The following is a 25,035-nucleotide window of genomic DNA, read 5'->3' as shown; positions in this document are numbered from 1 at the left end:
GTCCGGTGCGCTTGTCTGAATGGCGCGACATCCTCCGGTGACAGGCTATCGCCCCACGACCGGTCAGGTGCCATGTCCGGGTCGCAGGCCGTTCCACCCGCCTTCGCGTCGGGTCACGAGGCGCTCGACCTTTCGGCATACGGATCGGAGCCGTCTCGTTCAGCGGATTCGGCGCTCATGTCCTCGGGCACCGTGTCGGCCTTGACCGCTCCGCGTTTGCCGATCGGACGGTCTCGCCCGACGGTCGTGTCGACGCTCGTGTTATGTTCGATCTCGGCGTTGAACTCTGCCCCGAGCAGCACGATGAAGGCAGAGAGCCAGAGCCAGGTCAGCAGGATGATGACCCCGCCGAGCGTGCCGTAGGTCTCGTTGTAGCTGCCGAAGTTCTGGACGTAGATCGAGAAGCCGATCGTGCCGACCATCCAAAGGATCGCCGCGACGAGCGCGCCCGGCGACACCCAGCGCCATTTCGGTTGCCGCCGCGACGGCGCGAAGCGGTAGAGCAGCGACAGCCCGAATACGACGAGGCCGAACAGGATCACCCATTTGAGCACCCGCAGAAGGATGTCGAGCCCGAAGCTCAGGCCGATAAAGCTCATGACCGCCGGAATGACGACGATCGCGTTCAGCGCGAGGGCGACGCCCACGATCAGCACGATCATCAGCGCGATGGCCCAGAGGTTCAGCATGATGATGTTGCGCTTTTCCCGTTCGCCGTAGGCGACGTTCATGCCGGCCATAAGCGTCTTTACCCCTCGCACGGAGCCGTAGAGCGCCAGCGACAACGCTAGGAGCGCCGCCAGACCGGTGGCTGTCTGGTCGCCGCCCGTCACCTCCAGCACCTGGTCCTGAATGATCCGCGCGGCATCCTGCGGCAGCAGAGACACGAGCTGTTCGAGTTGCGCGGTGAGGTCCGACGGATCGAGGACATAGCCCGCGAGCGAGATGAAGGCGGTGAAGGCAGGGAAGATCGAGAGCAGCGTATAGAATGCAACGCCGGCCGCGATGACCGAGATGTTGTGCTCCACCACGTGCTGACCGACCGATTTGAGGATGCGCCACCAGCTTCGACCGGGAATGTGACGCGGGCGTTCCGCGTGGACGGCGCCGCGATGACCCGGCACGGCGTCGCGCCGCGCGGAGGCGGTCATGCGGGCGTCGGGCGTGGTGTCGCTCATGTAACGTGGTCCTCTGTACCGTCTGCGGGTGCGAGGACCCGCCGTTGCGCGAATGGTAGTGCAGAGGAGCACACAAGGCGAATTTCAGCCGGGAATCAGGATGTATTCGTGGCAAGAACGTCGCGCAGCGCATCGGCCCGGCGCTCCAAGCGAGTGTCCGCTCGCTTCAATCGACGCGGGCCTGTTGTGGTATGTGATGCCGCGCAGGGCGCCTCGTCACTCGGCCGCTCGGGCCTTCTCCGCGCGCTTGGCCGCGTCCCACAATGCGTCCATCTCGGCCAGGTCGCTGTCGGCGGGCGTGCGGCCGTCGCGGGCCAGCGCATCCTCGATCGCCCCGAAACGCCGTGTGAACTTGGCATTCGCCGCGCGCAGCGCGCCCTCGGGGTCGATACCCATGTGACGCGCAAGGTTCGCCATGACGAAGAGCAGGTCGCCGAACTCCTCCTCGCGGTGCGCGGCGTCCTCTGCAGTGCGCAGCTCCTGCGCTTCCTCGACGATCTTGTCGATCACCTCGTCCGTTGCGGGCCAGTCGAACCCGACCCGGGCCGCGCGGTTCTGAAGCTTGACCGCGCGCGTCAGTGCCGGAAGCCCCAGCGCCATTCCATCGAGAACGCCGGCCTGTGCCTTGTCGGCCCGCTCGGCGGCCTTCACGGCCTCCCAGTCATCGACCTGCTGGGCCGCGCTCTTGGCGTTGGAGTCCGCGCCGAAAACGTGGGGGTGCCGCGCCACCATCTTGTCGGCGATCGCGTTCGCCACGTCGTCGAGGTCGAACATCCCGGCCTCGTCGGCCATCTGCGCGTGGTAGACCGACTGGAACAGCAGGTCGCCGAGCTCGCCCTTGAGCTCGCCCCAGGCCTCGCGCTCGATCGCGTCGGCGACCTCGTAGGCTTCCTCGATCGTGTAGGGCGCGATCGACGCGAAGGTCTGTTCCACGTCCCACGGGCATCCCGTTTCGGGGTCGCGCAGGCGGCGCATGATCTCGCGCAGCCGCGGCAGACCGCCGGCGGGATCGAAGATCAGGTCGTCCGACATTGCGTCCTCCGGGCTTCTGGCGTTTGCTCGCGCGCACCTGACCGCAAGCCCGAGGCCATGTCCATGCCCGTCCTGAACCGTATCGCCGCCTTTGCGCCCGACATGAGCGCCTGGCGGCGTCACCTCCACGCGAACCCCGAGCTCGGCCTCGAGTGCCACGAGACCGCCGCCTTCGTCGCGGCGCGGCTTCGCGACTTCGGCGTGGACGAGGTGCACGAAGGGCTCGCGCAGACCGGCGTCGTTGGCGTGATCCACGGACGCGGGCCCGGCCCCGTGACGGGCCTTCGCGCGGACATGGACGCGCTACCGATCCATGAGGAAACGGGCGCCGACCATTCCTCGACCATTCCGGGCCGGATGCATGCCTGTGGCCACGACGGGCACACAGCGATGCTCCTCGGGGCCGCGCGCTACCTCGCCGAGACACGGGCCTTTCCGGGCCGCGTGGTGCTGATCTTCCAGCCCGCGGAAGAGATGATCGGCGGCGCGCGCCTCATGGTCCAGGACGGGATCATGGACCGCTTCGGCATCGAGGAAGTCTATGCCATCCACACCGATCCGGGGGCCGGCGCCGGGGTCCTCTCCACGCGCCCCGGGCCCATCATGGCCGCCGTCGACGATTTCGAGATCGTGCTGACCGGACGCGGCGGCCACGCCGCGCGCCCGCACGGCACCATCGACCCGATTCCGGCGGCGCTCGGTATCGGCCAGGCGCTGCAGACAATCGTGTCGCGCAATGCGGATCCGCTGGCTCGGATCGTCGTGTCGCTCACCGTCGTCGAGGCGGGGTCCGCGACGAACGTCATCCCCGAGCGTGCGCGTCTCGCCGGCACCGTGCGGACTTTCGATGCCGCCCTGCGTGACCTTGCGGAGCGGCGCCTGCGCGAGATCGTGGCGGGGCAGGCGGCGAGCTACGGCGTCACCGCCGACATCGATTACGACCGGTCGTATCCGGCCACGGTGAACCACGTCGACCAGACGGCCTTTGCCGTCGAGGTGGCCCGCGACGTCGCGGGCGACAGCGCGGTCCGCCCCGAGGTCGCGCCGGTCATGGGGTCCGAGGACTTCTCGTACATGCTGGAGGCGCGGCCCGGCGCCTACGTGAAGCTGGGGCAGGGGGGCGGCCCGTCGGTTCACCACCCGAAGTTCGACTTCAACGACGAGGTCGCCCCGATCGGCGCGACCTTCTTGGCGCGGCTGGTCGAGCGCCGGCACGGCAGCGCCGCCTGAGCGCGGCGGGCCGCGGAGCGCACCCCTTGCATCTGCCGGCGCGGACGCCTCTACACTGGCGCCGACACGCTCAACGGAGGCCCGCGGGATGGCGCTCGAAGACGCGAAGACACAGATCGATCACGCCTTCACCCGGCCAGAAGCGCGTGGCCTTTCGTTCGAGAATGCCTTTGCGGGTGCGACGTCTTTCCTGAGGCGGCGCTACACCAAGGATCTGTCCGGCGTCGACATCGCAGTTACGGGCATTCCGTTCGATCAGGCGGTGACCAATCGGCCAGGATGCCGGTTCGGACCGCGGGCCGTGCGCGAGGCCTCGACGCTGCAGCCCTACGATCCGCCCTATGGGTGGGGCTATTCCCCGCTCGAGGCGTTCGATGTCGTCGATTACGGCGACATGGCCTTCGACTACGCCAAGGTTTCGGATGTGCCGTCGGCGATCGAGGCGCATGCACGCGGCATCCTCGAGGCCGGTTCGGCGATGCTGACGCTCGGCGGCGATCACTTCGTCACGCTGCCGCTCCTGCGTGCGCACGCCGCGCGGCACGGGCCGCTGGGCCTGATCCAGTTCGATGCCCATTCCGACAGCTGGGTCGACGACGATCCCGACCGGATCGACCACGGCACCTTCGTCTACAAGGCCGTGCGCGAGGGGCTGATCGACCCGGCGCGCTCTGTCGCGGTGGGCATTCGGACCGAGAACCCGGACACGATGGGTGTGACGATCCTCGACGCGCCCGATGTGCACCGCACCGGGCCCGACGCCATCGCCAAGCGGATCCGCGAGGTTGCGGGGCAGGGGCCGTGCTATCTGACCTTCGACATCGACGCGCTCGACCCGGCCTTCGCGCCGGGAACCGGCACGCCGGTCTGGGGCGGGCTGACGTCGGGCCAGGCGGCGATCGTCCTGCGGGAGATCGCCGGTCTCGACATCGTGGGGGGCGACGTGGTTGAGGTCTCGCCGCAATACGATACGACCGGGGCGACGGCGGTAGCTGGCGCGCATGTGGCGATGGAGATCCTCTGTCTGTGGGGATGGACGCGCCGGCGCGGCTAGCGCGGTCAGGTTTCAGCAGCGTGGCCGAGGGCCGCGCAACAAGGGAAAGTCGGCGTGCGAATGGTGTTCTGGCTCATAATCGTCGTGGTGATCGCCGGGCTGGCGTGGATCCGTTTCGCGCCCTCCGACCCGGACACCTGGCATGTCGATCCGCAAGTGACGGCGGATCAGGATCTCGCCAACGGCGTGCGCCGCCGGATCCCGGCCGGCGAGGACACGCTCGAACGGCTGCACGCCATCGTGCTCGCCACGCCGCGGACGGAACTCCTGACCGGCGGGCCGGAGGACGGGCGCGCGACATACGTCACCCGGTCCAAATGGATGGGCTTTCCCGACTACACCACGATCGAGCGCAAGGACGACGTGATCGAGCTCTGGGCGCGGGCGCGTTTCGGGCAGTCCGATCTCGGGGTGAACCGCGACCGGGTCGAGGGCTGGCTGCAACAGATCGGCACGGCCGAAGGCTGAGGCGCTAGTCCGTGCCACGAAGGGCGGCGAGGCGCGCCGCGGCCCGGCGCGGCAGCGCCGCCGCGACGCAGCCCTCGGACACTTCGCGCCACATCGGCACGTTGAGCGACATCTGGCACTGCGCCGTGAAGTCCCGGCCGCCCACGCTGAGGCAGATCACCTCGCCCAGCTCCACGCGGTCGCCGATGCTGTCGGTGCAGTAGCAGTCGAGCCCGCGTGCCGGTTCGGCCTCTCCGGCCCATGCGGGCAGAGGCAGGCTGCACAGAAGGACGAGCGCCCGGATCATCCGGTCAGGCTAGCACGCCCGCCCGCTTGACCAAAGCGCGTCGATCGGTGACAGCACCGCGCATGATCCCCGAAGAGCGCCTTGCCCAGATCGTCGACCGGTTCGAATACCTCGAAGCCTGCATGGCCGAAGGCCGCGGCGACATCGCGGCGCTCGGTCGCGAGTATGCCGAGCTGAAACCCGTGGTCGAGCGCATCGCCGAATGGCGCGCGCTGCGCACCGGTATCGCCGAGGCCGAGGCGATGCGCGAAGATCCCGAGGTGGCGGAACTGGCCGCCGAAGAACTGACGCGACTTCAGGCCGAGTTGCCGGAGGCGGAGCACGCTCTGCAGCTCGCGCTCTTGCCGCGGGATGCGGCCGATACGCGTCCGGCGATCCTCGAGATCCGCCCCGGCACCGGCGGCGAGGAGGCGGCGCTTTTCGCCGCGGATCTTCAGCGGATGTACATGCGCCATGCCGAAGCGCAGGGCTGGCGGTTCGAGGTGATCGAGGAACAGCCGACCGAAATCGGCGGTCTGCGCGAACTCGTGGCGCGGATTTCGGGCGAGAACGTGTTTGCCCGGCTGAAGTTCGAAAGCGGTGTGCATCGGGTGCAACGCGTCCCGGCGACCGAAAGCGGCGGGCGGATCCACACCTCGGCCGCGACGGTTGCCGTCCTGCCCGAGGCGGAGGCGGTGGACGTGGAGATCGATCCTGCGGACCTCCGGATCGACACGATGCGATCGTCGGGCGCCGGGGGGCAGCACGTCAATACCACCGACAGCGCGGTGCGGATCACACACGTGCCCACCGGGCTCGTCGTCACGTCGTCCGAGAAGTCGCAGCACCGCAACCGCGAGATCGCGATGAACGTTCTGCGCGCGAGGCTGTTCGACATCGAACGCCAGCGCGCCGCCGAGGCGCGTTCAGGCCTTCGCAAGACGCAGGTCGGCTCCGGCGACCGCTCCGAGCGGATCCGGACCTATAATTTCCCGCAGGGGCGGATGACCGATCACCGCATCAACCTGACGCTCTACAAGCTCGATCAGGTCATGGCCGGGGATCTGGACGAGGTGATCGACGCGCTGACCGCCGATGCGCAGGCGGCGCAACTGGCCGAGATGCAGGCGTGATCGGCCGCGATGCGCTGGCCGCGGCCGCCCGACGGTTGGAGGCGGCCGGCATTCCTGATCCCGCCCGCGATGCCCGTCGTCTGCTCGCACACGCGCTCGCAGTGCCGCCGGCACGGTTGACGCTCGCTCTCGCCGATCCGGTGCCCGAAGATGCCGCGGCGCGTTTCGAGGCGCTGGTGGACCGCCGGGCGGCGCGCGTGCCACTGAGCCACCTGACCGGCCTCCGCGCTTTCTGGGGGCGGGAGTTCCGGGTCACCGCCGACGTCCTCGATCCCCGCCCCGAAACCGAGACCCTGATCGCCGCGGCGCTCCAGGCGCCGTTTTCCCGCCTGCTCGATCTTGGCACGGGCTCGGGGTGCATCCTGTTGTCGCTCCTCGCGGAGCGGCCGACCGCCACCGGCATCGGCACCGACGTGTCCGAGGCGGCGCTCGCGATCGCGGCGGAGAACGCCGCGCGGCTCGGGCTTCGGGACCGTGCCGATCTTCGCCTCGGAAGCTGGACGGCGCAACTTTCGCCCGGCGCGCGGTTCGACCTCGTCGTCTCGAACCCGCCCTATATCGCGGCAGACGAGATGGCGGGTCTGGCGCCCGAGGTCAGGAACCACGAGCCCGCGATCGCGTTGACCGACCAGCGTGATGGGCTGACCGCCTATCGCGCCATCGCCAGGGCGGCGCCGGCGCACCTCATGCCGGGCGGGCGCCTTCTGGTGGAAATCGGCGCAACCCAGGGGGAGGCGGTGCGCGAAATCTTCGCCTCTACCGGTGTTGAAGGGATTGAAATCCTGCGCGATCTCGATGGACGGGACCGGGTCATCGCGGGAATATGGCCCCAAGACGCTGCTCGATGAGCATTTTTCGGGGTTTCGGGTTGTAAACTCGGTCGCGACATGTTTACTCATGATCAGTCGAGCCCGAGGACGGCGTGCGGTCCCGCTCGACGGTAAGCCAGACAGAGACGTGATCCGGCCGGACGGGCGCTTACTCGCCCAGAACGCAACGCCGCCGCAGATCACCCAAGCGACCAGTCACAAACAGGGCTGACACTCTCAAATGCGATCTTCCAAATCACGCTCGCGGTCCAAGTCGAACCGCAACCGGAACAACATCGGCAACGTGGTCAACCGCGTGTTCGACAGCTCCGGGCCGGACGGCAAGGTGCGCGGCACGCCGCAGCAGATCATCGACAAGTACAACCAGCTCGCGCGCGATGCGCAGTTGGCCAATGACCGCGTCGCCACCGAGAACTTCCAGCAGCATGCAGAGCATTATCTGCGTCTGCTGTCCGAGGCTCAGCGCGAACAGGATCAGCGGCGCGAGCAGCAGGAACGCGAGAACCGCGAGCGTCAGGCGCAACGCGATCGCGACCGCGCGGACAAGCAGGACGCCGACGGCCGCCAGGATGGCGGCGGGTCCGACAAGGGGCAGGGCGGCGGCCAGGACAAGAGCCAGAATGCCAATGCCCAGAGCGGCGGCCAAGACGGCAACGATCGCTCCCAGCAAAACACTCGCGGCGGCGACGACGCGCGCAGCCGAAGTGATGACGTGGTGGATTTCTCCGAAGGTGATGACGGCTCCGGCCTCGTCGAAACGCCGGAGAACGCAGCCGAGGCTCAATCCTCCGACGCACCGGCCGAAGAGGCGCCGAAGCCCAAACCACGACGGCGCGCGTCGAAGCCCAAGAAGGCTCAGAGCGACGATTCGGCGCAGCAATCCGAAGGGGACGGCGGCGACGCAACAGCCTCCGACACGACGCGCGCGGCCGAGTAGGCCGCGGCGATCTCCGTTTCAGCGGCGCGCCGCGAAGGCCCGCGCGAGGGCGCAGAATTTCTCCAGCGGTACCTGCTCGGCGCGCTCGGTCGGCTCCAGGCCGGCCTCGGCGAGCATTGTCTCGATATCCGGATGAAGGCCCTTCAATGCGGCGCGAAGCATCTTGCGGCGTTGGTTGAACGCGGCGGCGACAACGCGCTCCAGCACTTTCGGATCGGCCGGGAAACGCGGCGCGGGCAGGGCCGTCAGGTGCACCACCGCCGACGATACCTTCGGCGGCGGAGTGAACGCTCCGGGCGGCAGCGACATCACGATCCGCGCGTCGGTCCGCCACTGCGACAGAACGGCGAGCCGGCCGTAGGTCTTCGATCCCGGCGCCGCGACGATCCTCTCGGCCACCTCGCGCTGGAACATCAGTGTCAGCGATGACCAGTCAGGCGGCCATGACGCGGGTGTAAGCCAGCGCACCAGCAGCTCCGTCCCGACATTGTAAGGCAGGTTCGCCGCAACGGCGTAAGGCCGATCGAGGTGCGCCGCGGGATCGATCCGCAGCGCGTCGCCTTCGACGACCTCCAGCCGGCCGGGATAGGCCGCGGCGATCTCTTCGAGCGCAGGCAGGCAGCGAGGATCCTTCTCGACCGCGAGAACCTTGCGAGCGCCCTCGGCCAGAAGCCCGCGGGTCAGGCCGCCGGGTCCCGGTCCCACCTCGAGCACGTCGCGGTTGCCGAGATCGCCGGCCGCGCGGGCGATCTTTGCCGTCAGGTTCAGATCGAGCAGAAAATTCTGTCCCAGCGCCTTGCGCGCCGACAGGCCGTGGCGCGCGATGACCTCGCGCAGCGGCGGCAGGTCATCGATCGCCATGGCGTGCGCTCCGATTGATGAACGTCACGACGGCTCGGGGCATACGGGATGCCAGGGGTTTCAACACTGTCCGCCGGCCAGCCGCCACGCGAGGCGCAGCGCCTCGACGGTGGAGCTCGGATTTGCGACGCCCTTGCCAGCGATGTCGAGCGCGGTGCCGTGGTCGGGCGACGTCCGGATGAACGGCAGCCCAAGCGTGACGTTCACCCCGCGATCGAAATCGAGCGTCTTGATCGGGACGAGCGCCTGATCGTGGTACATGCAGATCGCCACGTCGTAGCGGGCGCGCGCCGCCGCGTGAAACAGCGTGTCGGCAGAATGCGGTCCGGTCACGTCGATATCGTCGGCCACGAGTTTCTCGATCACAGGGCCGATGATCTCAATCTCCTCGCGCCCCATCCGGCCACCTTCGCCCGCATGGGGATTAAGTCCGGCGACCGCGATCCGCGGGTGTTCGATGCGAAACAGCCGACGAAGACCGTCGTGCGTGATGCGGATGGTCCGCTCAAGCCCGTCCGTGCGCAGGTTGCGCGGCACCTCGGCGAGCGGAATGTGGATCGTGGCCGGTACCACCCGCAGCAGGTCGGAGGCGAGCATCATCACCACGCGGTCGACCCCGGCGCGATCGGCAAGATACTCGGTATGGCCGGGAAAGGCGAAGCCGGCCCCGTCGGCCAGCGCCTTCTTGTGGATGGGCAGCGTGCACATCGCCGCGGCGCGGCCTTCGCCGGCCAGTTCGATCGCGCGGTCGATCGCCGCGACGACCTTGGAGGCCTGTCCCGCCTGCGGCGCGCCGGGCACGCGCGCGCCGCCGAAGGCCATCGGCAGGACCGGCACGGCGTCTGCCGCCGCGTCGGCGGCATCGCCGATCGCCGAGATCTCCGCGATCGGCGTGCCCTCGGGCAGATGGGAGGGGTCGCCGATATAGGCAAACGGAACCGTCGCGCCGAGGATCTCCCACGCCGCAGCGGCAAGCTCGGGGCCGATGCCCGATGGCTCGCCGCAACTCATGGCGATCGGCGCGGGACTCATTCCTCGACGATGCGGGCGTTGGCGCGCAGCTCCGCGAGATAGCGTTCGGCCAGTTGCCCGACGCGCTGGTTGCGAAGTTCGAGCCCGATCTCCTCTCGCCGTTCGTCGCGTGCGTCCCGGTCGGCGATGACTTCGCGGTCGCGCGAGCACAGCATCAGCAGCATGAGCGTCTGGCCGTTGTTTCGCGTCAGCGCCGCCGATGTCTCGCCCGGATCGAGCTTCGACAGCTCGAACGCCACGTCGGTCGGAAGCTCCGCGGGGGCGGCCTGGCGCCGGTCGAGCACGCCCGCCGGCTGGCCCTGCGCGACGCCGTAGAGGTCGTCGCACCGGTCGACTTCGCTGGTGACGACTCGCGCGCGCGCCTGCGCCTCGGCCGACAGCCCGCCGGGGATGTAGTAGGCGGCGTAGTCCACCTGGGCCACTTCGGGCGCGTCGTAGCCGGTTTCCTCGAGCCCGCGCAGCTGGAACAGGGCGATGCCGTTCTGGATCGGCAGCGGATCGGTCACCTCGCCCGGCGACAGGCGCTGGATGATCGGGCGAAGGCCCGGCGGCAATTCGGTGATGTCCTGCCACGGAAGGCGACCGCCATTCTCGCGCGAGCGGGTCGCGGAATACTGCCGCGCGGCGGACGAGAATTGCGCCTCGCTCGTGTAGGTCGAGATTTCCTCGGCCACGGCGCGGGCGCGCGCGGCTTCCTGAGGCGGGGCCGGAATGATGATTTCCGACAGCAGCACGCGCAGGTTCGACCCGGTGCCGTCGCCGGCAATGGCGCGGTCGACCTCGATTTCGGCAACGTCCACCTCGGACGGGAAGCGCTGGCGCACGAAGTTGCGCCACGCCACGCCCGCGCGCACGAAGTCGCGGAAGGTCTGTTCCTCTACGCCGCCCTGCGCGAGCGCGGTGAGGAACTCCTCGCGGCTGAGATCTGCGCGACCGGCGAATTCCTCCATCCCCTCGAGGATCTCCTGCTCGGTCACCTGGATCCCGGCGCGCCGCGCTTCGGCAAGCCGCAGGCGATCGTCGACCAGGTCTTCGCGCGCGGTCTCCTCCGGGTCGCCGGGCGCATTCAGTACCTCGAGCATCCGGATCCGCTGAGACAGCTCGTAATTGGTGATCACCTGCTCGTTCACCCGGATCGCCGGGGCGAACAGGTTCTGCGCCGCGCCGGTGGAGGGCACCACGGTCAGTGCGGCGACGAGCGGCAGGAGAAGGGACAGAAGACGGGTCAGAAAGACTGGCATGTGCGGCGATACTCCTTCGCGCTGCCGCCGGTGCTGAAGCCCTTCAGCGCGACGGTCAAGCCGAAATCGGTCGATGGTTCGAGGTTGGTTGAGGAGGCGAAACGGCGCTCCGCGGTGAAGTTCGCGCTCACGCATTCGTTCTCCCAGGTGACGCCCAGACCGGCCCGGGCAAAGGTGTCCTCGACGAGGTTGTAGCGGCCGAACACCTCGCCCGACCATTCCCGGCCGAAATCGTAGGCGCCGTCGAAGCTCCATTCGGAGGTCGCGCTGTCGCGGGCCTCGGCCGCGTCCCGCGCAACGAGCAGGTAGGACGCCTCGATATCCATGCGCATGTTGGTCCAGGTCATCCGGGCCTCGGCCTTGGTCACGCGTCCCTCCGCCTGGTCGAGGAGTGACCGCGCCGAAAAGGCGATTCCCTCGTTGGTCGCGAGGTATCCGGCCAGCAGGTAGTCCGACTGTTCCTCGTCGAGGCCCGAGGAGGAGGTCAGCGCGGGATCGGCATCCTCGCGCCAGACCCGCCCGAGCGTGAATCCGGTCGACCAGCCCTCGGGCGCTGTGTGCGCAAAGCGCAGCCCCGCCGCAGACACACGGCCGCGCTCGCGCCGGTCCGCCGCGGGAAACCGCGACAGCGCGAGCAGGTTGCCCTCGTCGAACTCGACGCGCGTGCTTTCGTCGTTGGGGATGTCCGGCCGGCTGCCGCCGGTCCACGCCGTCTGGAATACCGGCTCGATCAGCGACTGGCCGCCTCCCGGCCCGTTGCGCGTCCACGGCCAGCGCAGCTCGCCCGCGATCGCGGGGGTCAGCTGCGACGCACTGCGGGCCGCCGTGTCGTCCTGCCGGATCTCGAAGCGGTCGGCCCAGAGCTGTGTCGTGAGCCCCGCGCGCAGGCCGCCGGTCAGCGTCCAGGTCCGGCGCCACGACGCCTCGACCGTGGCTCGCGCCACGTCGCGCCCGTCGACGATCATGTCCTCGTCGTCGCCGTCGAACGGCGTGTCGGAATAGCGGTAATGCCCCTGCGCCACGCTGCCCAGCCGCAATTCGCCACCCCAGAGCCCGGGGATACGCCGCTCGTACTCCGAATGCAGCACCAGCGTCGGCTGCGTGGCGTTGCGCTCCTCGTCGCGCAAGGTCTGGTAGTGGATGAACTCCGCCTCGAAATAGCTCAGCGGCGTCGTCCGGCTGAGCGTGATCGCGCTGTCGAGCCGGTCGGACCCGGAGTAGTCGTAGTCGTTCAGGTACGCCTCGTCCGAGGTGGTCTCGAGATCGAAGTCCAGCCGGAAGCGTCGCGGCAGGCGGAACGTACCCTCGGCGAAGAGGTAGGCGCGCGTCGTGTCCGACTCGAGCGTGTCCTGGCTGACGGCACCGTTCAGCTCGATCTCGCCGTAGCGGAACGCCTGGCGGTAGCGGGTCTCGAGCGTCCGCGTCACCGGCGACAGGTAGGGCGTGAAGGTCAGGTCGCGGCTTTGCCCGAGCGGCACGAAGTACGGCACCTTGATGCCGAAGCCCAACAGGGTCGAGCTGCGGATCGAAGGCGTGAGGAAGCCCTGCGCGCGCTCCAGCGTCGGGTCGGGAATGCGCAGCCGGGGAAAGTAGATCACCGGCACGTCCAGCACGCGGAACTGCGCGTCGTCGAAATAGATCTGCCGGGCGTCCTCGTCGTGGACGACCCGGCTGGCGCGGATCTGCCAGAGCGGGGTCTCGTTCGGCCCGCAGACCTGGCAGGAGGTCACGGCCACCTTGCTCATCGCGGTGTAGCGCCCGCCGACGCGCTGCGCCTCGACCGAGGCCAGTTGCAGCTGCTCGTCCAGAACGAGCCGGGCGCCGCGCAGAAGCCCGTTCTCGAACTCACGGTCGAGCTCCGCGCGATCGGCCACGAGGACATTGCCGTCGGGATCGGTGAGTCGCAGAGGCCCCTCGATCTCGAGCGCACCGGTCTCCTGGTCGTAGACGATGCGCCGCGCCTCCAGGCGTGCGCCGTCAAAGAGCGCCTCGACATTGCCGGTGGCGACGAGGCGGCTTTGGTCTTCGACGGTCACGCTGTCGGCGACGAGAAGCGCGGCGCCACCCGGCGCGTCGTCCTGTGCCGCGGCGGGCACGGCGAGGCTCATCGCCAGCGCGCAGACCCAGGCCAATCGCATCCGACGTCTCATCCGTCCTCCCGTTGCAGGATCAGCCCGAGCGCGAGCAGCAAAGACGCGACCGGTGGCACCCAGGCCGCCGGAAGCGCCGGGATCTGCCCGGTCTCGCCCAGGATCTGCGCAAAGTTGCGGATGTAGTACAGCCCGAAGCCGACGAGCACCGCCGACAGCACCGACAGGCCCGTGCGGCCGAGCCGCGAGTGCCGCATGGTGAAGCCCGCGCCCAGAAGCACCAGCGACACCAGAAAGAGCGGGCGCGCCATTTCCATCCAGAACCACACGACGTGGCGCCGTGCCGAAAACCCCGCGCGGTTGAGATCGGCGATGTAGTCGGGCAGGGCCCAGATCGCCACGGCCGAGGGCCGGCCGAAGCGGTCGCGGATGTTCTCGCGCGTCAGCGTGGTCGCGACGTCCAGCGTCTCGAACCGCTCCGCCCGCGCCTCGGCGTTGATCCCCGGCGTCAGCGGCCAGGACTTGGCGTCGCGCAGCTCCCACGCGCCGTCGCCGAGTTCCGCCGCTTCGGCAGCGATGCGGCGCACGGGCCCGACATCGCGGTCGTAGGTCACGAAGGTCACGTCGAAGAGCGTGGTCGCGTCGGCATTGGCGCGCGCCGCCTGGATCACCGTCTGCCCGCTGCTGTCGCCCTGCCGCAGCCAGAGCCCTTCGGACCCGATCGACAGCACGCCCGTGTCCCCGTTCGAGACCTGCTCGGACATCGCCTCGTAGCGCTGCGAGGTCGCCGCGACGATCGGGTTGCCCACGGCGACCGCCGCCATCCCGACCAGCAGCGCGACGATGGACGGCCCGACCAGCGCCACCAGGCCCGAGCGCCCCGCCGCCCTGGCCACCACGAGTTCCGAGGACCGCGACAATCCGAGAAACACAGCGATGGACGACAGGATCATGACCAGCGGCAGCATCTCGTAGAGCGAGGCGGGCGCGTTCAGCGCGGTCAGCAGCGCGACCCGCCCGAACGCCACCTCGCCGTCGAAGCGGCGCAGCTGCTCGACGAGGTCCAGTAGCCCGAGAAACAGGACGAACACCGTGAAAAGGCCGAGGAAGACCATCAGGAACCGGCGCGCGAAATAGAGGTGCAGAGTCACGCCGCCACCTCCGCCATGCCGCGCCGGCGCCGGAACGGCCGGCTGGCGAGATGCAGGAGCACGGCCGCGATCCCGAGCCCCACGACCGAGGGCAGATAGACCAGCGGCCAGAGCGCGCCGTTCGAGCGCACCGGAGCGGTCACCGCGCTCTCGACCAGCTTGACCAGCACGAGCAGGAAGATCGCCAGCACGATCTGCCGCCCGAGCCCGAAGCGCGAGAATCCGCCCAGCATCAGCGCGGCGTAGCCCATGACCGCCGCGACCACGGCCAGGAGCGGCTGCTGGAACCGCCCGTGCGCCTCCTCGAGCACCTCGCCGACGCTGTCGTCGGCGATATCCGCCATCTCCTCGGTCCGCAGCAGCAGGTCGGCCGTCGACATCGCGTAGGTGCGCGGCCGCCGGCTGCCGCCGCCGTCGATCAGCCCGCTGACATCGTATGTGAGGTCGGAGAAGGTGGTGGTCGACAGCCGGTCGTCCGCCGCCACGAAGGTCTGTGCGAGGCCGTTCAGCATGACCAGATTCATCGCGCCGTCCTCGCGCAGGACGTAGGCGGTGTCGGCCGTGTAGGTGACCGCGCGCCCCTCCTGCCGGCGGTCCGACAGGAACACGTCGCGCAACTGGCCGTCCTGGGTGATCTCGCGGATGAAGAAGGTCACGTCGTCCGAGGGATGCAGGAACTGGCCCTCGCGCAGAAGCTGCGCCGACACCGAACCGGCGATGTCGCCCTCGCGCTCGCGCAGCTGCTTGAGCGAGGCCGGCACGAGAACGTGACTGAGCACCAGCATCATCGCCATCACGATCACGCCGAAGATCAGCACCGGCCGCGCCAGCCGCCACGGCGAATAGCCGGTCGCCTGCACCACTGCCAGTTCGCTGTCTGAGGCGAGACGATTCGTGACGTAGGTGGTGGCGGCGAAGGCCGCCATCGGCAGGACCAGCCGGATCACGTTCGGGAGCGACAGCGCGGTGAACTCGAGAAAGATCGCCGCCGAATGGCCGTCGCCGATCAGGCGGTCGAACAGGATCACCGCGCGGTTCACCCAGTAGACCGACACGAGGACGAGCGCGAAGAAGCCGAAGAGCATCATGAAGCGCGACAGCATGTACCTGTCGAATCTCGCCACGCCCGTCTCTCCTGCACCCCGGTTCCCGTGCCGGACCCTATCCGATGCCGCCCGGGCCGGAAAGCCCGGCCCGCGGCGCACCCGACCGGCACGGCCGCACGGGCCGCGCACCCGGTCCCGTCCCGGCCTGTCCCGCATCCTCCTGCGTCACCGGCATCGCCTCCCATCCGGTCTTGGTCTCGCCGGCGACCACGCAGGACCCGCGCGCAGCTTCGCCGCCCGAACCGCCTCTTGCCGGCCGGGCGCAAGCGCGCCGGCCCAGGAGCCGGGGCGCCCGGGCGCCCCCCTGCATCCGCCGCGCGCCACGCCGGGATCTTCATCTTGCCGCAAACCCCGGGGGTCCGGGGGCAGCGCCCCCGGGTCTCTCCGCCCGCGCCGGCGTCTGGCTGCCGGGCGGCCCCGCTCTGGTCATCCCCGCGCGAAGCCGCTACGCCGGAACGAGCCCGCAACCGAAGAGAGTTCCCGCATGACCGACCTTCGCGACGTCGCCTTCCAGGAGACCGATCTTGCCGCGCTGGCCGAGGCAGCCGGCCGCATTGCCGTGCTGATCCCCGGCGACGGAACTTTGGGGCCCGCGGCGCGGCGGCTCAACCGCCTGACCAAGGGCGCGGTCGCCCGTGCGGTCGCCTCCGAGGGCTGGGCCAAGCTCGAGGAGGGCGAGGTGCTGAGCCTCGGCTTTCCCGCCGGGCTTGCCGCCGAAGGGGTCGACCTCGTTCGGTTGTCGCGCCGGCCCTCGGTCGCCGAGGCGCGCAAGGCGGGTGCCGCGATCGGGCGGATCGCCGGGCGCACCGCCGTCACGCTGCTTTGTGGCAGCACGCGCCGCCCGGCAGAGATCGCGCTCGGGCTGATCCTGCGCTCCTACGCCTTCACCGCGCGCAAGTCCGAACCGGCCACCACGCCGGAGCCCGTCGCGGTCCACGTGGCGAAGCCGGACGCCGCGCGGAGCGCCTTCGCCGCGACGCGCGCCGTGGCCGAGGGCGTCGCCTTCACCCGCGATCTGGTCAGCGAACCCTCCAACGTGCTGTCGACGACCGAGTTTGCCGCGCGCCTGGCGGCGCTGCGCGATCTGGGTCTCGAGGTCGAGGTGATCGACGAGGCCGAGATGGAGCGTCTCGGCATGGGGGCCTATCTCGCTGTCTCGCGCGGGTCGGTGACGCCGGCCCAACTGGTGGTGATGAAGTGGATGAACGGCGGCGACGAGCCGCCGCTCGCGCTCGTCGGCAAGGGTGTCGTCTTCGACACCGGCGGCATCTCGATCAAGCCGTCGGCCGGCATGGAGGCGATGACCATGGACATGGGCGGCGCCGGCACCGTCGCCGGCACCATGATGGCGCTCGCCAAGCGCGGGGCGAAGGCCAATGTCGTGGGGTTCGCCGGCCTCGTCGAGAACATGCCCGATGGCCAGGCGTACCGCCCGGGCGATGTGCTGACCTCGATGAAGGGCGACACGGTCGAGGTGATCTCCACCGACGCCGAGGGCCGGCTCGTGCTCGCCGATGTGCTCTGGTACGCGCAGGAGCACTATGCGCCCGCCGCCATCGTCGATCTGGCAACGCTCACGGGGGCCGCGATCATCGCGCTCGGCCACGAGAACGCGGCCTATTTCTCCACCGACGACCGGTTCGGCCGGCAGTTCGCCGCGGCCGCCGAGGCCGAGGGCGAGGGCGCTTGGCCGCTGCCCTTCGGTGCCGGCTACGCCAAGCAGATCAAGTCGGACATCGCCGACATCAAGAATACCGGCGGGCGACCCGCGGGCACGATCACCGCGGCCGAGTTCCTCAAGTGCTTCGTCAAGGACGAGGTGCCGTGGATCCACATCGACATCGCCGGTGTCGCCCTCGTCGGCAAGGATACGCTCCTGGCGCCCAAGGGCGCGACCGGCTGGGGCGTGATGGCGCTGGACCGACTGGTGCGCGACGGGTTCGAGACGGGATGAGATGGGCGCCGCGCTCTTCTACCACCTGACGCGGCGGCCGCTCGACACGGCGCTGGCGCAGCTTCTCGACAAGGCGCTGGGGGCAGGGCACCGGATCGCCGTTCGCGGCACCGACCGCGACCGGCTCGCGGCGCTCGACGCCGCGCTCTGGGCGGGCGACGAGGACGGCTTCCTGCCGCACGGCCTTGCGGGCGGGCCGCACGACACGGCGCAACCGGTGCTGCTGACCGACGCGGTCGAGACGCCGAACGGGGCGACCTGCCTGATGTCGGTCGATGGCGCGACGGTGACGGCCGCGGAGGTCGGCGCCTTCGCGCGGGTCTGCGTGCTTTTCGACGGCGCCGACACTGCGGCGACGCAGGCCGCGCGGGTGCAGTGGAAGGGGCTGACCGATGCCGGCTGCGCGGCGCAGTACTGGTCCGAGGAGTCCGGGCGCTGGGAGATGAAGGCCGAAAGCGCCGGACGATGAGGCGCCCCGCGCCCGTGGCGCCACGGGATGCGGTGCCGCCCGGACCTCACCGGCGTCGCTGAAACCGTCGGCACGGGCGCCGGCGCTATTGCTCGAGCACCAGCTCGCCGCCGGCGATCTCGATCCGCGAGAAGCGCTGAAGGTAGGTCATTCCGAGCAGCGATTGCGCCATCTCGCCCTCGGTGACCGCGGCGCGAACCCCGGACGCCGACACCGGACCGATCGCCACGCTGTCGAGCGTCACCGGCGCGGTGCGCACCTCGCCGTTCGCCGTCATCGCGCGACCGTAATAGCCGAGACCGTCGGGATCGAGCCCGGCCCGGCGCGCGTCGGCCGGGCTCAGTACCGTGGTCGAGGCGCCGGTATCGACGAGCATGCGCAGCGAGGCGCCGTTCACGTCCACATCGGCGTAGTAGTGCCCGTCCGCCGCTCGCGGAAGGACGATCCGGCCCGCCTCGGCCATGACCTGTTGCTGTGGGGCGACCGTCTGGCGAATGTCGCCCCACAGCCCGATCGCCGCGATGGTGCCGAGGAAAATCAGGACCCAGGCCGCCATCTGCTTGGCGCGCTGGCCGAGGCTTTCCCGCCCCGAGACCAGGAACCAGACGATCAGCGCGCTGCCGAGCAGGCCGAGATATCCCAGCCGCGCGATCTCGTCCCCGGTCATGGCGTCGCTCCGCGTCTCATCTTCCTGAGGTAGGCGCGCGCGGCGCCGATGGGAAGCCCGCTCAGCCCGGCGGCGTGCCGAAGCCGAAGGCGATGAGGCCGTCGGCGACGAACTGGACCGACAGCGCGGCGAGCAGCAGCCCGAAGAGCCGGGTTAGCACGGTGATGCCGATCCCGCCGAGCGCGCGCTCGATCAGGTTCGAGGCCAGGAGCAGAACGAGCGCGATCAACAGCACCGAGCTCATCACCCCCAGCACCGCGGCGGTGCCGGCGGCGTCGCCCGCGCGCCCGACCAGCAGGATGATCGTCGTGATCGCGCCCGGGCCCGCCAGCAGCGGGATCGCCATCGGGAACACCGACGGGTCGCTGTCGGGGTCGTCGTCCTCTTCCTCGGCCTCCTCGGCGGTGCTCGCGCGGCGCTTGTTGCGCCGCTCGAAGAGCATGTCGAGCGCGGTGAGAAACAGAAGGAGACCGCCCGCGATGCGGAAGGCCGGCATGGTGATGCCGACGAAATCCAGCACCGCCTCGCCGAGGAACGCGAAGAGCAGCAGCACGCCGAGCGCCACGAGGCAGGCCCGCACTGCGATCGCCCGACGCCGCGCCGGCGCCATGCCGCGGGTGAGCGCGATGAAGACCGGCGTGGTGCCGATGGGATCCATCACCACGAAAAGGGTGACGAAGGCGGAAACGAGAAACGCGCTGTCCATGTGTCCGCGCTTAGGCGGCGCGGATCGCGACGGCAAGGGGCAACCGTGCCACCCGGTGGTATCCGAAGGACCGGGGGCGCTGCCCCCGGACCCCCGGGGTTTCCGGGCAAGATGAAGGGTCGGGGGCGGCGCGGGGCGGACACGACCGTTGTGGTTGCGGTCGCGACAGGGCCGGTGCCGTGGCGGCCGCCAACAGGCCCGGGGCCCCTGTCCCGGATACGTAAAGACGGGCAAGATGAGAGGGGTGGGGGCAGCGCGCGGTGGACCGTGGTCCGCCGCATCAGGATTTGGTGGGGCGCGATCGTGTCGGGGCTGGAGGGAAGGCCGGCGGTCAGCGGGCCTCGGCGGTCTCGAGCTTTTCCAGCGCGGCCATCCAGAGCGCCTCGGCGCGGTCGAGGCCGTCCATCACCTCGGCGTATTTTCGGTTCCAGGTCTCGAGTTCGCCCACGCGATCCTCGGCGTAGAGTTCGGGATTGGCGAGTTTCGCGGCGAGCTTGTCGCGCATCTCGTTGAGCTTCTCGACCCGTGCCTCGCATTTGCGGACCTCGGAGCGCAGCGCGAGAATCGCGTCGCGCGAGGGCCGCGCCGGTTTCGGAGCCGGTGTCTCGGCGGGCTTCGCCGGCGTTGCGGCCCTTTCGGGCGTCAGCAGCATGCGGCGATAGGCGTCGAGATCGTCGTCGTAGGGGCGCACCGTGCCGTCCTTTACCAGCCACAGGCGATCGGCAACGAGCGAGAGCAGGTGCATGTCGTGGCTGACGAGGATCACGGCCCCGTCGTAGGCGTTGAGCGCCTCCATCAACGCTTCGCGGCTTTCGATGTCGAGATGGTTCGTCGGCTCGTCGAGAATGAGCATGTGGGGTGCGTCGAGCGTCGCGAGCAGGAGCGAGAGCCGTGCCTTCTGCCCGCCCGAGAGGCGGCCGACCTCGGTCTCGGCCTGGGCGGCGGCGAGGCCGAAGCCCGCGAGGCGGGCGCGCAGCTTGGCCGGCGGCGTGTCGGGCCGTTCGCGTACGAGATGCTGCAGCGGCGTTTCCTCGACCCGCAGCTCGTCCACCTGGTGCTGGGCGAAATAGCCGACCCGGAGCTTGGCGGCGGCGGTCTTGCGGCCGTCCATGAGGGCGAGGCGGTCGGACAGGAGCTTGGCCAGCGTCGACTTGCCCTGGCCGTTGCGGCCGAGCAGCGCGATGCGGTCGTCCTGATCGATGCGCAGGTTCAGCCGCGACAGCACCTGCCGGTCGCCGTAGCCGGTGGCGCCGCCCTCGATGTTGACGATGGGGGGCGACAGTTCGTCGGGCTGCGGGAACGTGAAGACGCGCTTGGCGGCGTCCTCGGGCAGGGTGATCGTGTCCATCCGCTCGATCATCTTCACGCGGGCCTGCGCCTGCTTGGCCTTCGAGGCCTTGGCGCGAAAGCGATCGACGAAGCTCTGCAGGTGGGCGCGGCGGGCCTCCTGCTTCTTGGCCTGCGCGGTGAGGTTGGCGCGCTGTTCGGCGCGCTGGCGCGCGAACTGGTCGTAAGGGCCCTGCCAGTAGGTCAGCTTGCGCTCGCTGAGATGCAGGATGCCGCCGACGGCGCGGTTGAGCAGCCCGCGGTCGTGGCTGATGACGATGACGGTGTGCGGATACCGCGCGAGGTAGCTTTCGAGCCAGAGCGCCCCCTCGAGATCGAGGTAGTTGGTCGGCTCGTCGAGCAGCAGAAGGTCGGGCTCGGCGAAGAGAACGCCGGCGAGCGCGACGCGCATGCGCCAGCCACCCGAGAAGGCCGAGCAGGGCATGCGCTGTTCGGCGTCCGAGAAGCCGAGGCCCTTGAGGATCGAGGCGGCGCGGGCCTCTGCCGACCAGGCGTCGATGTCGGCCAGGCGGGTCTGCACCTCGGCGATGCGTGCGCCATCGGTGGCGGTTTCGGCCTCGGCCATCAGTGCGGCGCGCTCTGTGTCGTTGCCGAGCACGGTGTCGAGCAGCGTCGTGTCCGAGGACGGCACCTCCTGCGCGACGCCGCCGATGCGGGCGCGCGCGGGCAGCGCGATCTCGCCGCCGTCGAGTGTCAGCTCGCCCCGGATCAGGCGGAAGAGCGTGGTCTTTCCGGTGCCGTTGGCGCCGACGAGACCGACCTTGTGGCCGGCGGGTATTGTGGCCGACGCGCCCTCGAAAAGCGGCCGGCCCTCGACGGAGTAGGAAATGGTGTCGATGCGCAACATGCGCGGCGCTCTAGCAGAGGGCGCGGGGCGCGGGAAGCGGGGGTGCGGGGGAAATGCGGCGCGCCGGTCTTGCGCGGCGCGACGGGCGCGCGCACGCAGGGGGGCAGACGGGGCGCAAAGTGGTTTTCATGACCGGGGGTGCATGCTAGGGCAGCGCCGATCCAAGCCGCCCGGAGGGTCCGCGCGGCGCCCGAAGAGGTGACACATGGCAACCGAACGCACGCTGTCGATCATCAAGCCCGATGCGACGAAGCGCAACCTGACCGGCAAGATCAACGCCAAGTTCGAGGAGGCGGGCCTGCGCATCGTGGCGCAGAAACGCATTCATCTGACCAAGGCCCAGGCCGGGATCTTCTACAAGGTTCACGCCGAGCGCCCGTTCTACGACGAACTGTGCGAGTTCATGGCCTCGGCGCCGGTCGTGGTGCAGGTGCTCGAGGGTGAAGGCGCGATTGCCAAGAATCGCGAAGTGATGGGCGCGACCAACCCCGCCGACGCGGCGCCGGGCACGATCCGCGCGGAGTTCGCCGAGTCCGTCGGGGAAAATTCGGTGCACGGGTCCGACGCGCCCGAGACGGCGGCCGAGGAAATCTCGTTCTTCTTCGCAGGTCTCGAAATCGTCGGCTGAGCCGGCGCATCGAGCCTTGCAGACGTGTTGAAGGGGGCCGCTTGGCCCCCTTTTGTCTTTTCGGTCCGCGCGGCTGCCGGGGGTCCGCCGAGATCCGTGACCCCGGGGGCCAACGGTTCATTCAGCCGCGGCCCGGATCACGTTGTGGCGGGATTCCACATGCTCGCGCAGCAGCGCCGCGTTGCGCGTGTTCGACTTGTACCCGACATCGAGAAGGTCGCCGATGATCGGCACGAGGCCGACGGCCCAGTCGACGGCCACGTTCACGCCCATTCGTGCGAGAAGCGGCGTCGGCACTTTCATCTCGTAGGCCGAGTGCAGGATGTAGGCGGCGGGGGCGAGCGCGAGCGTGTCGCCGATGCCCGGCACGAGGCCCAGAACGCCGTCCCAGCCGAAGCGGATGCGCGTTCCGGGCACGCGGAAGGCGCGGTCCATCCGGGTGGCGAGGCGTTCGATCCGCGCCACCCGTGCAAGTTCGGTTTCGGGTGTTACCTCGCGCATCACGCGCGCTGCGGTCCGACGCGAGCGATCACCCAGACCGCGTGCACGATGCCGGGAATGTAACCGAGCAGCGTGAGCAGGATGTTGATCCAGAAATGCTTGCCGATCCCCACCTGCAGGAACACGCCGAGCGGCGGCAGGATGATCGACAGGATGATGCGGACAAGGTCCATGGCGGGTCTCCTGAAGCGTGACAGTCTATTCGGCGGTAAACGCCGTGCCCGGCCCCGGCGTTCCGCGGTTTCAGCCGAGCTCAACCGAGGGGCGCGCGGATGCCGAGGTCGTCGAGAAACCGCGCCAGCGCCGCGGGCAGTGAGTCGGGGCCCGCCGCGTGTTCGGCCAGAAGCGCGTCGTACCGCGCGCGCAGGGCGGCCTTTTCGTCGCCCTTGCAGTCGTTCCAGGGCCGACCCTGAAGCGCCATGTGAAGCGCGTAGAAGGGAATGAAGTGCGGCCGGGCGCCGGCCGACAACATCCGGGCATACGCCGCATCGGCGCCGAGCGCGTGAAGCGTTTCGGCGTCGTCGACGCCGGCGGCCCGGAGAAGCGCGGCCTGCGCCGGGCCGATCCCGCGGATCGCGGTCAGCGGGGTTCCGGCCGCGGGATCAGGCGGCACGGGCCAGACCCGCGGCGAACCCCGCGAGCGCGTCGAGCGCGTCGGCCAGGGCATCGTCGTCGACCGTCAGCGCGACGCGGACATGCCCCGCGGCGGCACTGCCGAAACTCTCGCCCGGCATGACGGCGATCGCGTGGCGCTCCAGCAGCTCGTGCGCGAACGACAGCCCGGAGCGGCCGGTCGCGCGAATGTCGAGCATCAGGTACATCGCGCCCTGCGCGGGCAGCACGCCGATATCCCGCGCGGTCAGGTGCCGGATTGCCAGCGCGCGCCGCCGCCGGAAGGGCTCGGCGATCCGGGCCTCGAGATCGGTGCCCGCGCGCAGCGCGGCGCGCGCCGCCTCCTGGATGAAGCCGGGGACGCCGTAGGTGGTCACGGTGGCGAGTTCGCGCAGACGTGCGATCGCGTCGTCCGGTCCCACGACCCACCCGATGCGGCTGCCGGTCATCGCGTGGCCCTTGGACATGGAGCCGATGACGAGCGTGCGCGCGGCCATGCCGGGAAGCGCGCGGGGGCTCAGATGCGTGCCCTCCCAGATCTGGGTGTCATAGACCTCGTCGGAGATCACCCAAAGGTCGTGCGCGGCAGCGACCGCGGCGATGTCGTCGAGCGTGGCACGGGGATAGACGGCTCCGGTCGGATTGTTGGGCGTGTTCACGAGCAGGGTGCGGGCGCCGTGCGCGGCCGCGTCGAGCGCGGCGCGCGTTGGCAGGAAGCCGTCCTCGGCGCGTGTGGCCACCGCCCGGGGGCGCGCGCCGACGGCCCGGATCGTGCCGGGATACGTCGCGTAGTAGGGATCGACGTGCAGCGAGATATCGCCCGGATCGCACAAGGCCATGTGAGCGGCGAAGAGCCCGGCCTGACCACCCGGCACGATCAGCACGTTGTCGCGCGCGGTCGCCACGCCGGTGCGCGCGCTGACCCGTGCCGCAACAGCCTCGCGCAGCTCGGGCATGCCGGGGCCGGGGGCATACCCCGTCAGACCGGCACGCGCGGCGTCGTTCATCGCGTCGAGGATGAGACCGTCCGTCGGCGTATCGTGTTCGCCGATGGTCAGATCGGTTACCGGGGCCCCCGCGGTGCGAAGCGCCCGCGCCCGGGCATGGATCTCCCATCCGTCGGCGCCGCCCTCGTTCAAGCCGGTGATGCGGGTCGACAGCTCGGGCATGACGGATCTCCTGCGCGGATGGGCGGCGGCCCTCGTTAGACCCGGTTGGCCGGCGGGGCTCAAGCGGGTTCGGGGCCGGGATCGAGCGTGGACTGAACTTTGCGCGGCAGGCCCGCGCGCACGATGCGGTAGGACGTGTGCAGCCGGTCGCGCAGTTCGTCGTCTTCGGCCACGCCCCACGGCACGAGAACCCAGCTGCGGTGGAAGTAGGGGGCGCGTTCGGCGCGGCCGAGCTCGATCAGGAAGGCCGCGTCCTCAACGCTCGGCGTCTTGACCGAAACGCCGGTGTTGGCGACGCCGATGCATGCGAACATCTTGCTGCCGACCTTCCACGCGTCATGCCCGCCGCCCCAGGGGTCGGAGCATTCGGCGCCCGGCAAAGCCCGGCAGATACGATCGACATCGTTGCGGGTCATGGGCCGAAGTGTCCGCCACCGGATCGGTCCGATCAAGCGTGTTCGCCGTTTTGCTGGCCTGCGGAGCCGGGATATGGTACCGATCGTCCATGAGCACCGCACGCAACATCA

The 25,035-nt window shown here is 69.7% G+C and carries 26 protein-coding genes; 9 read left to right on the top strand and 17 right to left on the bottom strand.

Going from position 1 to position 25,035, the window contains the following annotated elements; all coding sequences use genetic code 11:
* Positions 1-113: 113 nt before the first annotated feature.
* Both ROJ8625_RS06590 and mazG read right to left on the bottom strand, forming a co-directional pair.
* Positions 114-1,178, bottom strand: coding sequence for a YihY/virulence factor BrkB family protein (locus ROJ8625_RS06590; protein ID WP_234984186.1), 1,065 nt, complete (start codon positions 1,176-1,178; stop codon positions 114-116).
* Positions 1,179-1,394: 216 nt separating this feature from the next.
* Positions 1,395-2,210 (bottom strand): nucleoside triphosphate pyrophosphohydrolase, encoded by an 816-nt coding sequence (gene mazG / locus ROJ8625_RS06585; RefSeq protein WP_085791083.1) that lies wholly within the window; start codon positions 2,208-2,210, stop codon positions 1,395-1,397.
* A 63-nt stretch (positions 2,211-2,273) separates the two neighbouring features.
* On the opposite strand from mazG, the gene ROJ8625_RS06580 reads away from it, so the two are divergent.
* The 3 genes from ROJ8625_RS06580 to ROJ8625_RS06570 all read left to right on the top strand — a co-directional run bounded on the left by ROJ8625_RS06580 (position 2,274) and on the right by ROJ8625_RS06570 (position 4,962).
* A complete protein-coding gene (locus tag ROJ8625_RS06580; RefSeq protein ID WP_085791082.1) occupies positions 2,274-3,440 on the top strand; it encodes a M20 aminoacylase family protein in 1,167 nt (388 codons plus the stop codon).
* Between the two features lie 88 nt (positions 3,441-3,528).
* Complete coding sequence (speB, locus tag ROJ8625_RS06575; RefSeq protein ID WP_085791081.1) at positions 3,529-4,494, top strand: agmatinase; 966 nt, start codon at positions 3,529-3,531, stop codon at positions 4,492-4,494.
* Between the two features lie 60 nt (positions 4,495-4,554).
* Positions 4,555-4,962: a DUF1499 domain-containing protein gene (locus ROJ8625_RS06570; RefSeq protein ID WP_085791080.1), complete on the top strand. Its 408-nt coding sequence runs from the start codon at positions 4,555-4,557 to the stop codon at positions 4,960-4,962.
* A gap of 4 nt (positions 4,963-4,966) precedes the next feature.
* On the opposite strand, the gene ROJ8625_RS06565 is transcribed toward ROJ8625_RS06570, so the two are convergent.
* Positions 4,967-5,248: a hypothetical protein gene (locus ROJ8625_RS06565; protein WP_085791079.1), complete on the bottom strand. Its 282-nt coding sequence runs from the start codon at positions 5,246-5,248 to the stop codon at positions 4,967-4,969.
* Between the two features lie 62 nt (positions 5,249-5,310).
* Between ROJ8625_RS06565 and prfA the strand changes: the two genes are divergently transcribed.
* The 3 genes from prfA to ROJ8625_RS06550 all read left to right on the top strand — a co-directional run bounded on the left by prfA (position 5,311) and on the right by ROJ8625_RS06550 (position 8,127).
* Positions 5,311-6,360 (top strand): peptide chain release factor 1, encoded by a 1,050-nt coding sequence (gene prfA, locus ROJ8625_RS06560; protein ID WP_085791078.1) that lies wholly within the window; start codon positions 5,311-5,313, stop codon positions 6,358-6,360.
* On the top strand, positions 6,357-7,208 hold the full coding sequence (prmC, locus tag ROJ8625_RS06555; RefSeq protein ID WP_085791077.1) for a peptide chain release factor N(5)-glutamine methyltransferase: 852 nt from the start codon (positions 6,357-6,359) through the stop codon (positions 7,206-7,208). Before prfA ends, prmC begins: the two co-directional genes overlap by 4 nt.
* 202 nt (positions 7,209-7,410) lie before the next feature.
* Positions 7,411-8,127 (top strand): DUF4167 domain-containing protein, encoded by a 717-nt coding sequence (locus ROJ8625_RS06550; RefSeq protein ID WP_085791076.1) that lies wholly within the window; start codon positions 7,411-7,413, stop codon positions 8,125-8,127.
* Positions 8,128-8,145: 18 nt separating this feature from the next.
* On the opposite strand, the gene rsmA is transcribed toward ROJ8625_RS06550, so the two are convergent.
* Genes rsmA through lptF form a run of 6 tightly spaced genes read right to left on the bottom strand, consistent with a single transcriptional unit; the run spans position 8,146 to position 15,605 of the window.
* A complete protein-coding gene (rsmA, locus tag ROJ8625_RS06545; RefSeq protein ID WP_085791075.1) occupies positions 8,146-8,988 on the bottom strand; it encodes a 16S rRNA (adenine(1518)-N(6)/adenine(1519)-N(6))-dimethyltransferase RsmA in 843 nt (280 codons plus the stop codon).
* Between the two features lie 60 nt (positions 8,989-9,048).
* On the bottom strand, positions 9,049-10,020 hold the full coding sequence (gene pdxA / locus ROJ8625_RS06540; protein ID WP_085791074.1) for a 4-hydroxythreonine-4-phosphate dehydrogenase PdxA: 972 nt from the start codon (positions 10,018-10,020) through the stop codon (positions 9,049-9,051).
* Complete coding sequence (locus tag ROJ8625_RS06535) at positions 10,017-11,261, bottom strand: peptidylprolyl isomerase (RefSeq protein WP_085791073.1); 1,245 nt, start codon at positions 11,259-11,261, stop codon at positions 10,017-10,019. The genes pdxA and ROJ8625_RS06535 overlap by 4 nt, the downstream gene beginning before the upstream one ends.
* Complete coding sequence (locus tag ROJ8625_RS06530) at positions 11,246-13,411, bottom strand: LPS-assembly protein LptD (RefSeq protein ID WP_085791072.1); 2,166 nt, start codon at positions 13,409-13,411, stop codon at positions 11,246-11,248. Before ROJ8625_RS06530 ends, ROJ8625_RS06535 begins: the two co-directional genes overlap by 16 nt.
* Positions 13,408-14,502, bottom strand: coding sequence for an LPS export ABC transporter permease LptG (lptG, locus tag ROJ8625_RS06525; protein ID WP_085791071.1), 1,095 nt, complete (start codon positions 14,500-14,502; stop codon positions 13,408-13,410). Before lptG ends, ROJ8625_RS06530 begins: the two co-directional genes overlap by 4 nt.
* Positions 14,499-15,605 carry an LPS export ABC transporter permease LptF gene (gene lptF, locus ROJ8625_RS06520; protein ID WP_085791070.1) on the bottom strand — a complete coding sequence of 369 codons (1,107 nt, stop codon included), beginning with the start codon at positions 15,603-15,605 and terminating at the stop codon, positions 14,499-14,501. The genes lptG and lptF overlap by 4 nt, the downstream gene beginning before the upstream one ends.
* A 487-nt stretch (positions 15,606-16,092) precedes the next feature.
* Between lptF and ROJ8625_RS06515 the strand changes: the two genes are divergently transcribed.
* Both ROJ8625_RS06515 and ROJ8625_RS06510 read left to right on the top strand, forming a co-directional pair.
* Entirely contained in the window at positions 16,093-17,562 is a 1,470-nt protein-coding gene (locus tag ROJ8625_RS06515) for a leucyl aminopeptidase (RefSeq protein ID WP_085791069.1), read from the top strand.
* Between the two features lies 1 nt (position 17,563).
* On the top strand, positions 17,564-18,031 hold the full coding sequence (locus tag ROJ8625_RS06510) for a DNA polymerase III subunit chi (RefSeq protein WP_085791068.1): 468 nt from the start codon (positions 17,564-17,566) through the stop codon (positions 18,029-18,031).
* Between the two features lie 85 nt (positions 18,032-18,116).
* On the opposite strand, the gene ROJ8625_RS06505 is transcribed toward ROJ8625_RS06510, so the two are convergent.
* The 3 genes from ROJ8625_RS06505 to ROJ8625_RS06495 all read right to left on the bottom strand — a co-directional run bounded on the left by ROJ8625_RS06505 (position 18,117) and on the right by ROJ8625_RS06495 (position 21,598).
* Positions 18,117-18,698, bottom strand: coding sequence for a retropepsin-like aspartic protease family protein (locus tag ROJ8625_RS06505; RefSeq protein WP_085791067.1), 582 nt, complete (start codon positions 18,696-18,698; stop codon positions 18,117-18,119).
* 61 nt (positions 18,699-18,759) lie between these two features.
* Positions 18,760-19,404, bottom strand: coding sequence for a MarC family protein (locus ROJ8625_RS06500; protein WP_085791066.1), 645 nt, complete (start codon positions 19,402-19,404; stop codon positions 18,760-18,762).
* A gap of 331 nt (positions 19,405-19,735) precedes the next feature.
* A complete protein-coding gene (locus ROJ8625_RS06495) occupies positions 19,736-21,598 on the bottom strand; it encodes an ABC-F family ATP-binding cassette domain-containing protein (protein ID WP_085791065.1) in 1,863 nt (620 codons plus the stop codon).
* Positions 21,599-21,803: 205 nt separating this feature from the next.
* Here ROJ8625_RS06495 and ndk point away from each other — a divergent pair, with 205 nt between their 5' ends.
* A complete protein-coding gene (gene ndk / locus ROJ8625_RS06490; RefSeq protein ID WP_085791064.1) occupies positions 21,804-22,226 on the top strand; it encodes a nucleoside-diphosphate kinase in 423 nt (140 codons plus the stop codon).
* Between the two features lie 117 nt (positions 22,227-22,343).
* Here ndk and ROJ8625_RS06485 read toward each other — a convergent pair whose 3' ends face one another.
* The 5 genes from ROJ8625_RS06485 to ROJ8625_RS06465 all read right to left on the bottom strand — a co-directional run bounded on the left by ROJ8625_RS06485 (position 22,344) and on the right by ROJ8625_RS06465 (position 24,924).
* Positions 22,344-22,727: a DUF4112 domain-containing protein gene (locus ROJ8625_RS06485; protein ID WP_085791063.1), complete on the bottom strand. Its 384-nt coding sequence runs from the start codon at positions 22,725-22,727 to the stop codon at positions 22,344-22,346.
* Complete coding sequence (locus tag ROJ8625_RS06480) at positions 22,727-22,900, bottom strand: YqaE/Pmp3 family membrane protein (RefSeq protein WP_085791062.1); 174 nt, start codon at positions 22,898-22,900, stop codon at positions 22,727-22,729. The genes ROJ8625_RS06485 and ROJ8625_RS06480 overlap by 1 nt, the downstream gene beginning before the upstream one ends.
* 80 nt (positions 22,901-22,980) lie before the next feature.
* The gene (locus ROJ8625_RS06475) at positions 22,981-23,340 is read right to left on the bottom strand and encodes a TfoX/Sxy family DNA transformation protein (protein ID WP_234984185.1); all 360 of its coding nucleotides are present in this window, start codon (positions 23,338-23,340) and stop codon (positions 22,981-22,983) included.
* A complete protein-coding gene (locus ROJ8625_RS06470; protein ID WP_085791060.1) occupies positions 23,330-24,508 on the bottom strand; it encodes a pyridoxal phosphate-dependent aminotransferase in 1,179 nt (392 codons plus the stop codon). The genes ROJ8625_RS06475 and ROJ8625_RS06470 overlap by 11 nt, the downstream gene beginning before the upstream one ends.
* 59 nt (positions 24,509-24,567) lie before the next feature.
* Positions 24,568-24,924: an MmcQ/YjbR family DNA-binding protein gene (locus ROJ8625_RS06465; RefSeq protein WP_085791059.1), complete on the bottom strand. Its 357-nt coding sequence runs from the start codon at positions 24,922-24,924 to the stop codon at positions 24,568-24,570.
* Positions 24,925-25,035: the final 111 nt, after the last annotated feature.

The organism is Roseivivax jejudonensis (assembly GCF_900172265.1).
Lineage (GTDB): Bacteria > Pseudomonadota > Alphaproteobacteria > Rhodobacterales > Rhodobacteraceae > Roseivivax > Roseivivax jejudonensis.
The sequence above is the reverse complement of the archived record's forward strand: the minus strand, read 5'-3'. Positions and strand labels throughout refer to the sequence as shown.

Bases quoted from the DNA above. Each gene is read 5' to 3' on its own strand.
- ROJ8625_RS06590 (WP_234984186.1), bottom strand. From the start codon at position 1,178: ATGAGCGACACCACGCCCGACGCCCGCATGACCGCCTCCGCGCGGCGC.
- mazG (WP_085791083.1), bottom strand. From the start codon at position 2,210: ATGTCGGACGACCTGATCTTCGATCCCGCCGGCGGTCTGCCGCGGCTG.
- ROJ8625_RS06580 (WP_085791082.1), top strand. From the start codon at position 2,274: ATGCCCGTCCTGAACCGTATCGCCGCCTTTGCGCCCGACATGAGCGCC.
- speB (WP_085791081.1), top strand. From the start codon at position 3,529: ATGGCGCTCGAAGACGCGAAGACACAGATCGATCACGCCTTCACCCGG.
- ROJ8625_RS06570 (WP_085791080.1), top strand. From the start codon at position 4,555: ATGGTGTTCTGGCTCATAATCGTCGTGGTGATCGCCGGGCTGGCGTGG.
- ROJ8625_RS06565 (WP_085791079.1), bottom strand. From the start codon at position 5,248: ATGATCCGGGCGCTCGTCCTTCTGTGCAGCCTGCCTCTGCCCGCATGG.
- prfA (WP_085791078.1), top strand. From the start codon at position 5,311: ATGATCCCCGAAGAGCGCCTTGCCCAGATCGTCGACCGGTTCGAATAC.
- ROJ8625_RS06550 (WP_085791076.1), top strand. From the start codon at position 7,411: ATGCGATCTTCCAAATCACGCTCGCGGTCCAAGTCGAACCGCAACCGG.
- rsmA (WP_085791075.1), bottom strand. From the start codon at position 8,988: ATGGCGATCGATGACCTGCCGCCGCTGCGCGAGGTCATCGCGCGCCAC.
- pdxA (WP_085791074.1), bottom strand. From the start codon at position 10,020: ATGAGTCCCGCGCCGATCGCCATGAGTTGCGGCGAGCCATCGGGCATC.
- ROJ8625_RS06535 (WP_085791073.1), bottom strand. From the start codon at position 11,261: ATGCCAGTCTTTCTGACCCGTCTTCTGTCCCTTCTCCTGCCGCTCGTC.
- ROJ8625_RS06530 (WP_085791072.1), bottom strand. From the start codon at position 13,411: ATGAGACGTCGGATGCGATTGGCCTGGGTCTGCGCGCTGGCGATGAGC.
- lptF (WP_085791070.1), bottom strand. From the start codon at position 15,605: ATGCTGTCGCGCTTCATGATGCTCTTCGGCTTCTTCGCGCTCGTCCTC.
- ROJ8625_RS06515 (WP_085791069.1), top strand. From the start codon at position 16,093: ATGACCGACCTTCGCGACGTCGCCTTCCAGGAGACCGATCTTGCCGCG.
- ROJ8625_RS06510 (WP_085791068.1), top strand. From the start codon at position 17,564: ATGGGCGCCGCGCTCTTCTACCACCTGACGCGGCGGCCGCTCGACACG.
- ROJ8625_RS06505 (WP_085791067.1), bottom strand. From the start codon at position 18,698: ATGACCGGGGACGAGATCGCGCGGCTGGGATATCTCGGCCTGCTCGGC.
- ROJ8625_RS06500 (WP_085791066.1), bottom strand. From the start codon at position 19,404: ATGGACAGCGCGTTTCTCGTTTCCGCCTTCGTCACCCTTTTCGTGGTG.
- ROJ8625_RS06495 (WP_085791065.1), bottom strand. From the start codon at position 21,598: ATGTTGCGCATCGACACCATTTCCTACTCCGTCGAGGGCCGGCCGCTT.
- ndk (WP_085791064.1), top strand. From the start codon at position 21,804: ATGGCAACCGAACGCACGCTGTCGATCATCAAGCCCGATGCGACGAAG.
- ROJ8625_RS06485 (WP_085791063.1), bottom strand. From the start codon at position 22,727: ATGCGCGAGGTAACACCCGAAACCGAACTTGCACGGGTGGCGCGGATC.
- ROJ8625_RS06480 (WP_085791062.1), bottom strand. From the start codon at position 22,900: ATGGACCTTGTCCGCATCATCCTGTCGATCATCCTGCCGCCGCTCGGC.
- ROJ8625_RS06470 (WP_085791060.1), bottom strand. From the start codon at position 24,508: ATGCCCGAGCTGTCGACCCGCATCACCGGCTTGAACGAGGGCGGCGCC.
- ROJ8625_RS06465 (WP_085791059.1), bottom strand. From the start codon at position 24,924: ATGACCCGCAACGATGTCGATCGTATCTGCCGGGCTTTGCCGGGCGCC.